Source organism: Xenorhabdus aichiensis (genome assembly GCF_028598775.1).
Lineage (GTDB): Bacteria > Pseudomonadota > Gammaproteobacteria > Enterobacterales > Enterobacteriaceae > Xenorhabdus > Xenorhabdus bovienii.
In genome coordinates this window covers 1-16192 of record NZ_JAQRFO010000066.1, presented here as the reverse complement: position 1 = coordinate 16192, position 16192 = coordinate 1, and the positions used below count along the sequence as shown (strand labels likewise).

14 protein-coding genes and 2 pseudogenes are annotated in these 16192 nt (G+C 43.6%); 4 read left to right on the top strand and 12 right to left on the bottom strand.

Features of this window, described 5'->3' with window-relative positions:
* Positions 1 to 467: 467 nt before the first annotated feature.
* Entirely contained in the window at positions 468 to 620 is a 153-nt protein-coding gene (locus PSI22_RS19625) for a hypothetical protein (protein ID WP_273581202.1), read from the top strand.
* 33 nt (positions 621 to 653) lie between these two features.
* On the opposite strand, the gene PSI22_RS19620 is transcribed toward PSI22_RS19625, so the two are convergent.
* From PSI22_RS19620 to PSI22_RS19600, 5 genes are all read right to left on the bottom strand, one after another.
* The gene (locus PSI22_RS19620; RefSeq protein ID WP_273581201.1) at positions 654 to 1571 is read right to left on the bottom strand and encodes a GNAT family N-acetyltransferase; all 918 of its coding nucleotides are present in this window, start codon (positions 1569 to 1571) and stop codon (positions 654 to 656) included.
* Positions 1568 to 2839 carry a phenylacetate--CoA ligase family protein gene (locus PSI22_RS19615; RefSeq protein ID WP_273581200.1) on the bottom strand — a complete coding sequence of 424 codons (1272 nt, stop codon included), beginning with the start codon at positions 2837 to 2839 and terminating at the stop codon, positions 1568 to 1570. The genes PSI22_RS19620 and PSI22_RS19615 overlap by 4 nt, the downstream gene beginning before the upstream one ends.
* A 43-nt stretch (positions 2840 to 2882) precedes the next feature.
* Positions 2883 to 5288, bottom strand: a complete 2406-nt coding sequence (locus tag PSI22_RS19610; protein WP_273581199.1) for an acyl-CoA reductase — start codon at positions 5286 to 5288, stop codon at positions 2883 to 2885.
* Between the two features lies 1 nt (position 5289).
* Positions 5290 to 6420 (bottom strand): LuxE/PaaK family acyltransferase, encoded by a 1131-nt coding sequence (locus PSI22_RS19605; protein WP_273581198.1) that lies wholly within the window; start codon positions 6418 to 6420, stop codon positions 5290 to 5292.
* Between the two features lie 1352 nt (positions 6421 to 7772).
* Positions 7773 to 8570 carry an AraC family transcriptional regulator gene (locus PSI22_RS19600; protein ID WP_273581197.1) on the bottom strand — a complete coding sequence of 266 codons (798 nt, stop codon included), beginning with the start codon at positions 8568 to 8570 and terminating at the stop codon, positions 7773 to 7775.
* Between the two features lie 108 nt (positions 8571 to 8678).
* Here PSI22_RS19600 and PSI22_RS19595 point away from each other — a divergent pair.
* Positions 8679 to 9366: pseudogene (locus tag PSI22_RS19595) on the top strand (IS5 family transposase).
* Between the two features lie 27 nt (positions 9367 to 9393).
* On the opposite strand, the gene PSI22_RS19590 reads toward PSI22_RS19595, so the two are convergent.
* The 7 genes from PSI22_RS19590 to PSI22_RS19560 all read right to left on the bottom strand — a co-directional run bounded on the left by PSI22_RS19590 (position 9394) and on the right by PSI22_RS19560 (position 15028).
* A complete protein-coding gene (locus tag PSI22_RS19590) occupies positions 9394 to 9996 on the bottom strand; it encodes a LysE family translocator (RefSeq protein WP_273581196.1) in 603 nt (200 codons plus the stop codon).
* 13 nt (positions 9997 to 10009) lie between these two features.
* Complete coding sequence (locus tag PSI22_RS19585; RefSeq protein ID WP_273581195.1) at positions 10010 to 10648, bottom strand: molybdopterin-dependent oxidoreductase; 639 nt, start codon at positions 10646 to 10648, stop codon at positions 10010 to 10012.
* 22 nt (positions 10649 to 10670) lie between these two features.
* A complete protein-coding gene (locus PSI22_RS19580; RefSeq protein WP_273581194.1) occupies positions 10671 to 11423 on the bottom strand; it encodes a formylglycine-generating enzyme family protein in 753 nt (250 codons plus the stop codon).
* The gene (locus PSI22_RS19575; RefSeq protein WP_273581193.1) at positions 11420 to 11824 is read right to left on the bottom strand and encodes a DUF2000 domain-containing protein; all 405 of its coding nucleotides are present in this window, start codon (positions 11822 to 11824) and stop codon (positions 11420 to 11422) included. Before PSI22_RS19575 ends, PSI22_RS19580 begins: the two co-directional genes overlap by 4 nt.
* Entirely contained in the window at positions 11824 to 12459 is a 636-nt protein-coding gene (locus PSI22_RS19570; protein ID WP_273581192.1) for a hypothetical protein, read from the bottom strand. Before PSI22_RS19570 ends, PSI22_RS19575 begins: the two co-directional genes overlap by 1 nt.
* A 990-nt stretch (positions 12460 to 13449) precedes the next feature.
* Positions 13450 to 14691: an MFS transporter gene (locus tag PSI22_RS19565; protein WP_273581191.1), complete on the bottom strand. Its 1242-nt coding sequence runs from the start codon at positions 14689 to 14691 to the stop codon at positions 13450 to 13452.
* Complete coding sequence (locus PSI22_RS19560; RefSeq protein ID WP_273581190.1) at positions 14684 to 15028, bottom strand: hypothetical protein; 345 nt, start codon at positions 15026 to 15028, stop codon at positions 14684 to 14686. Before PSI22_RS19560 ends, PSI22_RS19565 begins: the two co-directional genes overlap by 8 nt.
* Positions 15029 to 15113: 85 nt before the next feature.
* On the opposite strand from PSI22_RS19560, the pseudogene PSI22_RS19555 reads away from it, so the two are divergent.
* A pseudogene (locus tag PSI22_RS19555) lies at positions 15114 to 15275 on the top strand (TetR/AcrR family transcriptional regulator); the annotation flags it as partial.
* A gap of 9 nt (positions 15276 to 15284) precedes the next feature.
* Positions 15285 to 15701, top strand: coding sequence for a TetR/AcrR family transcriptional regulator (locus PSI22_RS19550; protein WP_230581106.1), 417 nt, complete (start codon positions 15285 to 15287; stop codon positions 15699 to 15701).
* Positions 15702 to 16192 lie beyond the last annotated feature (491 nt).

The following is a 16192-nucleotide window of genomic DNA, read 5'->3' as shown; positions in this document are numbered from 1 at the left end:
TGTTTTTTAACAAAATTCTATTTATTTAAGTTAGTTGAAGATAATTTCACATTTTAATGGATTATTATCGCAAATTTTTCTGATTTTTATTAGAAATATCATTTATTGTCATTTTTTCCACTAAATAATCTTCCAGATTCTCAAAAATAATGGTTTACTCGCACCTTTGGGGTATCATCAAAAGATGGCCATTTTTTCGATAGACATGGATGATTATTTATTGTTTTTTCAAATAAAAACAATATGATAATTATTTTTTTATGATAGAGTCATTTTTTATCAAGTGACATTCATCCTTCTTCATATTCCATCCTTGAATAATTACACCTTTGAGCATGTTTTTGTATTGAACTCTCCATTTATATAAGAAAACTCAAATTTTCACATAGTGGTCTGAGGTGTCCTCTTATTCATGGTTGCGTTTTTATATGCGGAAATGATGGAACGTAATATGGAGCCTATATACCATGCCAGATCACAATGAAACCTTATCTGACAAATGGCTGGATGGAGGGATATTTGGGGGAGGTAGGCAGGAACAGATCTTGGAAATGGAATTATTCCCTTTATCTTTCAAATGGCGGCTTTCACTCACCCCAGTCACATCGTTATCTATGTAACTGGGGATTCACTCACTTGCCACGGCGCTGTATTTAGGCACAGGCAAACAGACTTTGCTGATGTAGATTGCGGGCAAACTGGCAACTTAGAGTCAGTTCTTTTTTGCTATGTCCCCGAACCAGAAGCACTTCCCAACGATGATGGTGGCTAGGTACAAATCCTGTGCAGGCAAATCCGGCTTGCTGCAAAATTTGTACCGCTTGGAGAGTGCCTTCTCCGACCGACAGTTTCACATATATCAGCTTGTGCGCTGGTAGTTCTGTCACTTCTTTTACCCGCTCCGTTGTCTGCGTTTCTATCCAGACTTCCAATCGGCGTCCATGACTGGCGATGCTAATACCCGTATCTATTGGAACCGCGGGTTTTAGCGGTTCTTGACCAAATATTTGCGTGACCGATGTCAGCCACGTTTGCCAATTCACCGGCCAGTGTAATTCCGGAAACGGCCAGCGTTGCAAAGGCAGGCAACCGAGTACAATACTTTCCGGACGTGCTTGATCAAAGGGGGATATCACATAATCCGGTAATAAGCCCGTGGTGTGAAAGCCCAGATTTTGAGCCAGACGCTGGCTGTGATTATGCGACGATACCTGTTTAATCGTGAGTATACCTAATCCTATTTCCTTGGCTTGATCACACAAATATCGGCCCAGTGCGGTCGCGATACCCTGTCCGCGCGCTTGTGGATGTACCGCGATAAGCGCGAGTTCTGCACTTGATGGGCAACGCCCATTCCGCCACAATGTCGCGTGTCCCAATACTTGCCCATCCTGTATTGCAACGGCAGAATACCAGTGTCTGGCCGCATTATAACGACTCAGCATGGTTGGCAGGTAGACTTCCGGATAGACGTAATCTTCTCCGTAAACGACTCGAAACAACGCGCTGACGCCTGTGGAATCTTCTTCCCGGAATAAACGAATCAGCGGCATGACTGGATTTATACTCATGCTGTCTTCTCTTCAGCATTATAACAACGATGATCCACGACCCGTATCAGCTTGCCGGAACGTGGGTGCGTCACCATATTTTCCAGAGCGCAAGAGGCTACCTCCACCTGTAACACCCCTTGGCTACAGAGTTCTGCCATAGCGGGTTGGGCAGTGACTAACGCCTGATGGATTGATGCTGTTGATGGCATCTGTGGTGAGTCGCTGGCTAATAGCAGTTTTATCTTATCTATGCCGTCCTGACGGCTTAACAATAGCTGCCAAGCCAGTATTCCCTTCTGTTGTTGCAGTAAACGGGCAATCTGATCGGGAAACAGGGATAGCGTGGAAACCCGGACTCGGTGAGCACTTCCAGCCCGACCCTGCAAAGCAAATTTGCGGTTCAGTCTTCCCGGCTCTTCACACCAGCAGGCCAGATCGCCTGTAGGGTAGCGGATCACTGGCATTAGACGACGTTGCAGGTTGGTAACAACTAACATGCCATTGCGTCCAGACTCAGTAATGGGCTGACCATTGGATTCGTCAATAATTTCGACAATCGAATCTTCATCAAAAACCCGATGTTCACCGTGGTGACAATCAGGAGAGGCGGCACCAATCAGACCTGCGTCAACACTGGCACATCCGATTGAACCAATGCGCGCGTTGGGAAACACCCTATTCAAAAGAGCCAGCTGTTCCGGAAACAGGCTTTCGCCGCCGTACAACAGGCGATCAATATTGGGCATAAACTGGCCTGAACACTGCAAGGTACTGGCAAAACGCAACAATTGTACCGGCACTCCAGCCAGTACATTAATCCCTAAGCTAACAATGGCATCAGCCAACGCCTGATCATCGACTGAGCAGGTAAACGGATATTCCACTACCGGAACCGGTGAATGAGACAACGCACCGTGAATAAACAACAGGCTGGTATACAGATCTCCGGCAAAAAAGAGATTGGCAACACGGTCGCCAGATTGTAATTGTTGTGCAAGACCTTGGCCGAACGAACGCACAAAGGCTTGCCATTCGCTGCGACTGAATACCGACAACCTCCCTTCGCTGGTAGAGCCACCGGTTTTAAAAATATGACCACTGTTGATAGGGCCGGTGAGTACCGGCCAATTCTCCAATGGCTGCGATTGCTGCCAGTAAGCAGCAGGATCGATTAAGGGGAGATCCATCAATGCCCAGCCGGATTGTGGCAAATCACTATAAAGATCCCTAAAAAAGGGCGCGTGGTTACGGGCGTATTCCACTAGATCGTGTAATGATAAAGTCATGATTAGCTCAAAAGTCGTTTTGAAATCTATTGGGTATATTGTTTCAGACGCGATAATCCAGCACTAACGGCGTCTTGCCACTTTGGGAATGACGACGGAACTGTCCGGCTGGCGTAGACGTGATTTCCAATTGCAACAATTCACTACTGACAACCTGATTCAGCATTTCATGTTGCAGTAGATGTTGACGTACTTGGTTAACATCGCCATCAGCCAACACATGGATATATTCGCCACCCTTATCGAGATTTCCGACTAACCATTGCACCGGAAACGCCAGATCGGCTGACAATGCCGTTGGGTTCACAAAAATAGAACCTACCCGTATCAACCCACCATGCCGGCCTTCCAGTCTGAAGCGTGGTGTCGGTAATCCGCAGGTACAAGGTTCCGATAACCAGTGGCCTAAATCGCCCACCTCATAGCGTTGAACGACTTGTCCTTCCCGTGCCAGAGGGGTAAACACCAGCCGGCCTGTCTCGCCTGACTGAACAGGTTGTTCACTGTCCAGATCTAATATTTCCAGCCACTGAATATCAGATAACAGATGGAATTCACCCTCGTTGCAACAAGTGCAAGCATGACCCAATGGGCCCGCATCAACGGAACCGTAAATTGCTGAACGGATCACCTGCACGCCAAAACTGGATAAGAATTGACGCCGTTCTTCACTGACATGCTCACCACCGGCGAAAATTTTGCGCACCCCACCATAAGCGCGTAACGCGGCCTCTTCACGTTCAAATAGCTGATATATCGTGCTCGGCATTCCTACCAACGTATTAACGCCTTGCGTGACAATAACTTGTAGGATCTGGCTAAAATCGTCGTCTATCGGGCCACCCATCGGGTAATGCGGCACGGACAATTTATCCAGAACAGTGAAAAAGCTCAGTAGGCCACCATACAAATTGCCGCCGTACAGGAGATTAATGACGCGATCCTGTGCCGGATCGAGACCGGCGGAAAATAGGCCATCTGCCGCTGCTTGCATTTGGATGTGATAATCTCTGTGGCTGAACCCTGCTAATTTTGGCGCTCCTGTACTCCCGCCACTGCGGAAAAACACTTGTGCTTTCGGTGTCGTGCCACTTTGCTGAAACTGTTCTTTGCCCATGATTGGCAGCCCTGCCAGATCCGGCGGCCTGACGGATAATTTATCCAGCGTGACATGGTTTGGCAGTTGTTCGGCTTTCACACTGACTGAGACCCTGCGTGCAAGCCGCGTCAATGCATAAACGCCATCATGAGGTTCTCCTTCATAACCCTCATGCATAGCGCCGGCCTGACATATCCGGCTGACACCCGCCGTCAACAACTGACGGCTCAAGGCCGGCAATTCGTGTTCTCCGGCGATCAAACCACAACTCTGTAAATAGGGGCGCCACGGCAGCAATACGTTGATCAACTGCGCGCGCGGCACAGGACGAATTTGCAGAGTACGGTACAGTGGAGATGCCGCCAGTTCCTGACGTTGCGTCCACGCGACCCGCCATCCTGTGCCTTCAGTTACCGAACCGGCAACGTCGGCAAACGTGTGATCCAAGCGCAGAAATGCCATCTGACTGCTGATTTCAGCCGCTTCTTGGATATCTGGCTGTAAGGCCGGCCACATCGGCACGCGTCGTTCCAGTGCCGAAGCCATGGCATCAGCCACTTCGCGCAAAACATTCTCGTCGGTACTATCTACCAACAGGCACTGCGGGCTGGAACAAGCTTGTTGGTCAAAACAGCAAACATCATCAGCCAGGGCATCGTAGTCGGCGTTGCTGGCGACCATTGGATCGAGATAGGCAAAACTGATGCGATGCCCCCAATCGATCCAGCGGCAACCCGGTCGTAACTGGCTGCGGATAGCCGTCAATGCGGCATTGCTGCCCCAGGCAGACACGGCATCGGCACAGGCAAGTAATTCTGACAATTGATCGGACGGCAGCGGTAATACGGAGACGTAAGACGCTAATTTGCCACTGAGATCATGGCGCAGAAATTCAGCCAGTATCCGTGCATTGAGGCCATCATCACTGCTACTGGGGCGCAACCAGTTGATATTGCCAACTAACAGACTTTCCAATACAGCCATAAATGGCAGCAATGGCGCGTTGGCCGGAGTGATGTGCACCACCAACCCCAAAGGTTGCCAAGTCTCAAAGCGCGGCTGGGTATAATCGAAACGGCGCAGGGAAAACGGCTGTTCTCCCAATTCATGGCGCAGCTTTTCTTCCAGTGCGTCACGACGGCAAAAGTGGCGTAAGGTGCTGATTGTGGCTGCATCCAGTGCAAAATCAGTTGCCATAGTTTTGATATTGCTGGCAAAACGCTCGGCGCAATCCAACACCTCTTGCACAGTTGGAGGACAAGCCAAGGCATCGGCAAGACGGTTTTTAAGATCGGCCAATGCGGCGGCCGGTTCCAAGTTAGAGATAACCTCGCCATTAATTAAATACATTTCAGGATTCCTTAATCAACTCAGAAGCGGCAATCGCACAACTACGGCTTTTACTCGTACCGGCACGGCCCAGCAGTTCAAACCAATCGGTAGCCAATCCACATCCACACTCTGCGGCGGGATGCAATACCGCCAAATCGCTCACCACGATACTGTGTGCTGGACTGGAAGTGATATAAGGTGATGTCAGATGCAGAAAACCCGGTTTACCATAGGGTTGCACTGCCATATTGGCGGTATCACGGACATAAGCACGGGCATAGGACGGCACATGAAAATGGTGATTCTGACACTCAACATAAGGCACCGAATGCTCAACTGAACCATAGCCATCCCGGCAGCGTTCATCAGGAATGCCCAGTTGTTCATTCAAACGCCGGTATAGCTCGGATCTTGGAATGGCTTTATCGGCGTGGGTTTTCCAGCCGCCACCTAAAAAGACCAAAGATTCGGGATGCAATTGTAGTGGGGGTAAACCCATTTCCCGCATCCGTTCCAGCGTGAACCAGAGGAAGGCGGGGAAGCCTAAGAAACGCACTGGCAGCCCTTGTGCGGCAAATTCCTGCAAGGCACGGATCACACCAAATGGGTCGAATTCATTGCTTTTTCCATTGTGGCGCAGTGCATAACAAGCTTGCGATACCGGTGCGTATTGACACAGATATTGATCGGTATAGGCGGTTCCCAGCGTAATTGCTCCGGCGGGTTCATAGCTCAATAATATGTAGTTACAAGGCTGTTGTGGTGTATTCCAGCCGTAATATTCGAAAATACGTTCAACCATTCTCTGGGCTGCCTGTATACTGCGCGTATCGTACCGCATACGGCTCTTTTGACCGGTTGTCCCAGATGAAGTCAATTCCAGCGCATCTATACCGGTGTGACTTAGCAGCAACTGATGTTTGAAATAATTGGCGAAAATAGGTGGTAAACGCGACCAGTCATGCAATTTTTCTAGTTTTTTATCGTCCAAGCCATTCACTTTCAACCACTGATGGTAACCGGGACTGTTTTCACAATGGTACAGTGTCAATTCACGCATAGCCGCGTCAAATAGTTGGTCACAATCGCTATCGGCACGATAGGGGTGATCAAGCGCGCAAAGGGCGTCAACATAAGCAAGAGAAGTCAAAAGTCATCTCCAGAAAAAGAAAGAAAAAAGGGGAAATTCCCTTCAATAATAAGTAAATTGCTTCACCATCCAGCAAGTAAAAGGACTCATACTCCACTAAGAGGAAATCATGGCATGGTAAATACAATTACTTGACCCAATAAATAAGTCACTGCTTTTAGATATTTAATATTTGAAATTGTTAATTCCTTGTAAATAAAATGGGAAAATATAACAATTATAGTTTTATAAAATTCCATATCATAAATAATGAATGTTCAATAAATTTATCCTTGAACTCATCCGGAATTAGTGATATTTAAATGGATCAATAAATAATCTAACCTCATGGTTTAGTCTAATATTTACCCAATAAATAAAATTATAAAATCTACGAAAATTAATATCTGTAATGATAACGTTATTTCATCACTAAATAGAAATTACCCCGGCAAGAAATATAATCATCAAATGCAGGGGGTAATATTTTTATTTTTAATGGCTAAGTTATTTTTAATACAGAGAATAGCTAACATATCCTATATTTCTATTCAGTGATGAGGAATATTCAGAATTAATCATGGCATTATGGTAAACGAAAATTGAGAATCTATATCTAATATTTTAAGAGTCTAAGAAACATTTTTTGATATTGCTAAAAGTAATTAACATAGAGGAAAAATTAAAATAATTTAAAAACAAATACTTACATATAGGTGTTGCGTATTTATGGTTTGTTTTTTTTATTGGTTGATAACTCTGTTTAATATCATTGAATGCCAAATATCGAACTAATATTTTAAATGTTTCCGCAATTTATTGCTGTTTATTGTCACCTAACGTAGAATTGCATTAAATTATTATTTTATTTGAAATAATTTAATTATGTAATTATTTTAGTTGGAATTTATAAAATATGTTTTGGATATTGGTTTAGATCCAACAGAATGATGGTTTTCTATTCTATAGAATTTACTTCTGTCATTAAAAAGGGAGAGCTTGTTAATTCTCCTATTTTCTATAGAAGTCAGAAGTGGAATTTAAGTAGCTCGTAATAAATACTGCTATTAGCGTATCATCGCTTAATGCCATATCGGGTCTTTCGTGATGATAAAGCCATTACCGCCGTCGGGATAATCCTTTGATTACGTAGCAATTACGGCTGTAGTACTAGTCAGCGAATTCCATCAGGGACAGAGACGACGGCTTCAACTAAAGTCCGGATGTATGGCTGCAATCTTAACCGAGTTCTGGTCATGACAAACGATTGTTTGGCAAACAAGGGGCGTCCATGTATGCACGACAAAGTTATCGGTACTTTTATCGAAAGAGAATACTACATTTAAGGCAGTTCAACAGATTGAATACGTGACCTATATTTTATATTCCGCAGGAGTCGCCGCAACCAATTTTTTGAAGTTCCTATGAAAGTGGCTTTGGTCATAAAAACCTAACTCAGTTGCTACAGACGCTATATTCATTCCCTGCTTCAAAAGTACTTTTGCTTCATTAATGCGCATTGCGATTTGCATAGCATGTGGAGTAATACCATATGCCTTTCGAAATGCGTGGATAATATGATATTCACTCAATTGAGAGTGAACAGCGATATCCTTTACCGATATATTGCTTCGAAAATTTTCACAAATATATTCATACGCCTTAGATACATTACTTTTTGTTACAACTTTCTCTAAAGGCATGGAGTTGGACTGTGAAAACAGATTGGAAAAAAAAGAGATGCTCTCTTCTTCCGTTTTCATCTTGTCTTTATCAAGAATGATTGTGTTGGCTAATTCTTGAAACTGTACATAAAGTTCTGGAGCATCGGTATGATTAATTGAGAACGGGATAAAATTCGTTACTCTTTCACCTACAACCATCGATTGCACATAGCCTAACCATTTGGGACATACATACAACATTTTGTAACTCCAATTTGTATCTGGTACTGGGTTGCATGAATGGACCTCTAGAGGGTTAACTATGACAAGAGAACCCTTTTGTATTCTCCGTTCAATATTACTATTGAAGTAATCACTATGACCGCAATCTACAGCTCCAATGGAAAATTCTTCATGAGTGTGTTTCCCGTAACAGGCTTCTGAGTTTTTAGAAGAGCGCAGCTCAATGGGTACTGCGCTCGAACGATAGAATTTTTGCTTGGTCATCTGTGTTCATACCCTTTTAGGGGCTGTTGATGTTTTGTGAGGGATTATTAGACAGCAAGATGATTTGGTATAATGACTTTCGCCAAAAAACAACCAGACCTCACCATCATACTGCGAACCATGTTAACAGATCTCCATTGGAATAAGCTATCTGCGTTAATGCAACACCCGGGTTGGATTTATCACAAACCTGAACACCGCTTGACCTTTGAAGGCATTCTTTACCGAATGAGAATGAGCATTCCCTGGCGCGATTTACCGCCAGAATTCGGCAAATGGAATAGCGTCTTTCAGCGTTTTAATGCCTGGTCAAAGAAAGGTATTTTACCAATTATTTTCAAGTGGTTATCTGGATTTACTGATATGGAATGGTTGTTTATTGACGGAAATATCGTCCGGGCTCACTAGCATAGTGCAGGAGCGGCTTCAGATGATGATGAGGTATTGGCAAAAGTTGTGGAGGAAGTTCAACCAAAATCCATTTGGCGGTCGATAGTTATGGCTTGCCTGTTCATTTTTTGTGATAGCTGACAAAGGGTACGATAGTCAGGCGTTCAGAAATCATATTGAACAGCAAGGAGCAACGCCAATTATACCCTACCGAAAAAATAGCCGAAAATCGGATAAACAGATTGATAAATGTTTATATCGTTATCGTCATTTGGTGGAAAATGCGTTCGCCAGAGTTAAACATTTTCGTGCAATAGCAACAAGATACGATAAACTTGAACGGAATTATGCCAGTATGTTGGCACTGGCATTTATCATTATCTGGTTACCAATGTGGGTTGAATGAATTATGACCTTAAAACATCAACAGACCCTAACCTGATATAAAAAAAGTATATACGACCGTAATTGCTAACAATAGCCCCATAGTGAGATTGAAAAGCTTATAATGTTTAGGTGTGTCCAAAACTGTCCTAATCGTTATTCCCAAAACAGCCCATGCTGAAATTGATGCATAACAGACAATAAAAAAAATCACACAAAAAAGTAATAGTGCATTAATCTCTGCATCGCGACTACTAAAAACGGATATACCTGCTAAAGATACAATCCATGCTTTCGGGTTAAGCCATTGGCACATTATTCCTTGTATAAGGGATGGAGCACGGGTCTCTAGTGCACTATCATCACCGATCATTGGTTTTTGCATAGCAACTTTATATGCCAAGTATAACAAGAAACTGCCTCCTATATAGGTAAGTATTTCAGTTAGATATGGCACCTCATTGATAACTTGAGCTAATCCAAAGCCTAGTAAAAATAGAATAGATACAAAACCAATTGTAGCACCGGTTATATGTGGGATAGTTCGAATATATCCGCAATTGGCTCCGGTAACTGTCGCTATTATATTTACAGGTCCTGGTGATATAGAAGTTACAAGGGCAAAAACTGCCATTGCAAATAATTGAGTCATAAGCTTCTACCTCCTAAAAATCAGTTATTTCTCCAGAGCCATTAATAAAGCGATTCTCTTGCAAATCAACAATGCGGTACCGTTTTGCCTTGATTTTTCCCTCTTTGCAATAACCCGCTTTGCTTTCCCAAAACCCTTGTTCGAACTCATCAGTAAAGTACAATTCAGACAAGCATTTAACCCCTTTGTACCGATATAGCGAAAAGTCGACTAGACGGATAGGGTAACCTTCTTCCAAAGATAGGGGTTCACCGTCCACAGCCCAAATAATCATCGCTCTATTTTCTAATGCATTACTAAGGGATATTGTAGAGTCATACTCTCCCTTACTTGTACCTAAACTTATCTGCTTCAAATTGTATGAAAGATATTTTGCTTGGTTTATCCCTAGATATTTCAATAGGTCTTCTAGTAAAACTCCTGTCCAGTTTCTTCTGATACTCCAATTGCAAACACATACAACTCGGCGGCTTTCTGTTATTGGCGCAATGTTCTTAAGGTCTTCGAATGCGACAAGAATTGGCGTTGACTCATGAGGTAAAAATATCTTGAGCGCCCATTCTTTCATATCAATAGAATCATATGATTCAGGTGGCCCTTCTTGGTAGTACCGTAAAGAAGAAGGCTTCTTATCAATATATGGAGTACTCATATTTTCCTTTCTTATGTATCTATTATAGAGATTTGACACAGCGTAAACCTACGATGTTGTCTCGTACTGTTGGAGGGTAGTTATCTCTGCATGTACAGCGCATATAATCTTCATCATGCAGCCCTGAACCACCTCGAACTATATGATCGCCAGTAGGGATACTAAGATAAACGGGATCAATATGAGTTTTGTCCCAACTGTAATCTTGGTAGTAATTATCTAGACACCACTCAGCTAGATTACCTGCCATATCAATACAACCAAATGGGGAGCGATTCTGTGGATGTGCATCCCAATCCGTGGATTTTCGGTTGAGCTCAGCTGGCTCACAGTCTGGGGCATAGTTTGTAATTGTAATAGATGGCTCGCTATTTCCCCATGGATAGAGTCGATTATCGTTCCCCTTCGCAGCAAACTCCCATTGCGCTTCAGTTGGTAATTCCTTACCTATAAATGTTGCGTATGCGATAGCTTCATACCAGCTAATGCCGGTTACTGGTTGCTTTGGTTGGTTCCAATTAGAATCATGCCAATATAAAGGTTCTGAAATGCCATTATCTTGGATAAACTGAAAACCTTCTTCTGACCAATATTTCTTACTTCTATAGCCCCCCTGCTCAATGAACACTGCAAACTCAGCGTTAGTCACAGGGTGAACATCAATGAAAAAATCACTAAGGGTAACTACGCGCACAGGCTGCTCATCAGGGCTCAACTCTGAACCACGTAGATAAGGAGATCCTGTCACTAAAACCATATCAATTAAATTGTTCATCGTATTAGCTTCATATTTCCAGTTTGCTTAATGATGGCTTTTTTGTCGCCGTACACAGCTATACCTAAATATTCGATGCTGTCCTCACTGACAGCCTCTAACCTACTTGAGTAATCCTCATAACTCTTAGTGCTTTTTGCTACGTTCGAGAAGTCAACTATCGTAGCGTGTGATTGTAATTGAGAACGAATTTCCTTTATCTCGCTTGCAGTTGCCGCAAGAATTGGGATTGGGATACGAGTGATCCCCAAATGTTCCCCTCCATCACGGTTCTTGATATTGTCACCTACGAGCTCAGGATGAGCCTTGCCAAGGCTCAGAGCTAGCACTGCTGCTGTGTTTGCAATGACTCCAAGAGGAAGATCTTTATCGATTACCAATACACACTTTTTGTCATTCATTATGCAACTTTCCTTTTATGAATTTGGCTGTTAGAAAATACCACCCATGTCATTTCAATATGTAGAGGGTGAGATATTGCTGTAAGCCCATAATGTTTAATTGCATCAGCATTTGCTAAGCAACAATCAACGTCGCCGTTTACAACTAGTCTCGCTCCATTGCTTGTAGAGTTCGTAATCTCTATTTCTAAATGAGCATCAGATATTCCAAAAATCTTGTCTTCAGCCGATTCAATTAGGCTCTCTAAACGAGATAGGGGCGCGTGATGTGTAGCTATTTTTATAGTTTGTTGCTCAGCTATCTTTTTCTCTAAAGCGAGGGCAGTTTTACAACCAAGATAATAATCGGGAGGTGAATAGAAAAACGACCCAAGTAAAAGGGTATTTTTGTTCATGTAAAAGTTATCTACTCGTTGATATGCATTGGCGACTAGAAAAATGCATGACTCATTCTTTTCCACATACTCAGAGGCGAGTTCAAAAGTATCAAAAAGAAGTATGTCTAAGGGGTCTCCAATTAAGTGGGTCAGATATTTCGCTGCTGATTGACTGCTTGTTCCTTCAGGCCCAAGAGTCGCGATTGAAGAAATTTCTGGGGGATGCCTAATCCAAAAATTATCAGTGTTAAATATCATCTCATAATTCGCTTAAGTTAAATTTACGTTAACGATATTCCTGCCTAGATGTTAAATATTGTACAAAATTGCTGTTTATAAAATTGCGCAAAATAAGAGTGTAGAATCTATTTTAATATATCCTGAAACAATGAATTAAAATATGTAATCATCTGAATTTTATGATAAAAATTAAAACATGGAGGTGATAATTACTCACATTTATTTGCCAGTCTTCATTTCAAAACGTACTAATGGCTAGAAAAGCAACATAGGCTTGAAGTTTGCCATCTAAACACCAAGGATGCGTACTTTTCCTGGATAGTCTTGCTCAAGAAGTTCTTGATACGGTACAGCCGTAGGCATTCAATAGCCTTTATTCGTAAAAGCAGTGCCCGTCGTGATTTTTCATTGCTGTTGATGTGTCAGTGGGGGGATTATTATGCATGGGAGTTTAAGCACGAAGGTCGTACTTTTAGTATTAAACTTGATGGTCAATTAGTTTTTAATAGTACTCTCCATCAATTGAATGCTGCTCTTGATGGAATGAGATTGGCCTATATTCCTGAACACTACCTAGCTGACGGAAGGCTACAAGCAGTATTAACCGATTATCATATAAGGATCTTAAGCAGTAACCGACTATTTTAGATAGCAAAAAGGCCTCATTTATGATCTGATAATCGTCGCCAAACTCAATATCAGAAACACGGATGAAACCTGTGACGATTATCGCTATAAAACACCAGCTAATTGTAATTCTTCAGTGATGTTTCTTTGCAAAATATTGCTTTCGTAAAATTCACGCGCCTAGCCATCATAAAGATAAAAATTGCCTCATTCCTTATGGGTATAACAATGGATTAACCCCAAACGAATCAGAACGATTATTTTGGCAAACCTCTCAGGCCGTGATTAATTTTTGTTGACCTCATCATGGAGAGTACGGCTGTAGTACTAAGTAAAATGCAGTGATTTGCGTTGAGCGGCCAAAGCTGAAGAGAGCGAGTTCTATGGCTTTTTCAAGGATGATGTAAGTGACGCACTGCCTGCAACGCAGAAGGCGGCCAGAAGAAGCGTCAGCGCAGCTCCAACTAACAACGTGACAAAGTTAGGTGCCCTTGTCGCAATAAGCGGGCCAATGCTGGCACCGATGAACAGAATGAACCCATTTAGAGCCATGCCAGCGCCACGATTGGATGCTGCTATAGAGCCAAATTGAGTGATCATTGCCGGTACGGCAAGAGCTACACCAGTGACGAAAATCAAACTACCGGCGGCGATGCCGATCAGGGATTGCGACAACATTGCTTCTAGCGCCAGACCTGATGCGGCAGTCATGTAACCAATAATCGAGACAATCGGCATGCTAAATCGGGTAGAAAGCGGCCCAACCAGCAGTGCTGCAAACATACCGGGTAGCCCGATTAAGCGCAGCAAAATAACCTTGTCTGGAACAATGTTCAGCATCCACAAATGAGAACCCAATGCTGTGTACATGGCGACAAATGACAGCAATAGCGTGATATGAGCACATGACAGAAGTAATACGGCTGGCCGTACGATAATTCTGCCTAATGCCACAAAGCGATGCCCCAGATGTCCATCGACAACAGCACGCGGTGGCTCTTTGACCATTGCTGCGAATAGTGGAATAGCAACTGTCAGGCATCCCCCCGTCGCTATGAATACCCAGACCCAATTCCATCTTAGCACTATCCAAGCGGCCAACACCTGCCCAAAGATGCCTGCCACAAGGAACGATGTGGACATAGTCCCAATAGCAGTAGCGCGATGGCGCACCGGTAATGCTTCGATAAGATAGGCTAGTGCTATCGGTGCAAAACTGGATGCTGCCAGACCTTGTAGTATTCGCAGTCCTGCCAGCCATGATAGTGATGGGGCGAAGGAGCATGCGAATGTGGCGATCGACAAGATAATCAATCCCACCAGCATCACTGGTCGGCGACCGTACTGATCCGATATCGGTCCCCAGATAAGGAAACCACAGGCATAAGCCAGACTAAAACTTGTCGCGAGAGCAAAAGTGACATTCTCTGGATTCGTTGAACCGAAACCCTGGCCGACGTGCGCGAGCAGAGGAATTGCCAGATAGAGCTGTGCTAGAACGAACAGGGCGATAGCAGCTAGCAAAACAACAACACTACGATTTGCGGTGTAGGTCTGATCGAGTGGTGTTGACTTGCTTCCTGTATCATTAAGTTTCCCTATGTGCTGTGTTTGGTTATGCATGAGCTACTGTCTCCGATACTGGTATCGTTGAACCGAAAATGATGGAATGAGTTTGACGTGTTGTATACAGTTTCCAGAACTGTTCGGCGATATCTGCCGGTGCGATCGTACTATTCTTTCCGGCTTCCCCCGGTGTTCTGTTGACAAAACCATTGACAATTACTTCGCTCACATGAATGTCGTGCGATGCGAGAGTGTGAGTCAGGATTCTGGTGGTTTTGTATTGGGCGGCTACACTGATAGCAAGGGCAACAGGATGTCCAGCTTTACCAAAACGACGAGCAACTGCGTGAGAGATTCCTGGACCGTAACCACAAATTAGTATGGTGTGTTTCATAACCCAATCTCCAACTATAACGTTGGATTTGATTATAGTATGATTTTAGCGACGACAACAATTGATAGATGAGAAAGTGTGCACGATGGCTTGGGATACCGAAGGAACAAAGCGCAAGATTTTGGAAGCTGCAGTGGCAGAGTTCGCCCGACTCGGTCCGGATGGTACGACAGTCGAAAAGATTGCTAAGTCAGCCGGAGTGAATAAAGAACGCATTTACAATTACTTCGGCGACAAGCGAGCACTGTTCTCGGCTGTGCTGCGCACAGAACTAGCTAAGGTAGAGCAGGCAGTACCTATCATATCTTTCGCAGTCGAAGACATTGGGGAATACGCTGGTAGAGCTTACGACTACCACTGCGAGCACCCCGAACTTAGCCGTCTTATGCGTTGGGAGGGACTGATTTTCGACGGTGAGGTTCCGGATGAGAAGCAGCGACGTGAATATTATGGCTACAAAATCCAGGCCGTAGTCGATGGGCAACGTCAAGGAACGGTTACACGAACCCTAGAACCCGGGCATTTGGTATTTCTGGTGCTGGCATTGGCCGGCTGGTGGTCGGCTGTCCCCCAAGTGGCACGTATGCTAACTGGTTCTGATGATCTGCAAGAACAGGCCAGACGCAGAGCCTCTATCGTTGAGGCTGCTCGTCGTTTGGCATCATCACCATAAAGAGTAAAAACAATATGTTACAGGCTTAGTACCACAACCGAAAGGTGTGGCGAATTTGGTATATTAGGGATATTTAGTGTAGGCCTGATTTTAAAAGACATATCTCGTGGGGTAATTTAGTCACCCCACTAATGCTTCCCTCTTTTTCACTTCTCGTTTGTCTCTATGTTTTCTAATGACTTTCTATGCTGAGGATTTTTATGTGGGGTATTCGGTGGGGTACTCATAACAAAAAAAGCACCCCCTCAAAAAGAGAAAGTGCTTTTATAACAACATGATCTAAGACTAGGATCAGTTCATGCCGTATTTTCAGTTTTTAAGTTCTCATGCTATCAAGTATTGATTTAAATTCAAATAAAATCAAAGTGATAATTAAATTATATACTGTATATTGTTTCAGTGTTTATTGACGTTTACCCACTTTTACAACAAACTGTGTATAAACATTTGTATAAATATTTTGGGTGATCATGGCTAATGAACTGAATAAG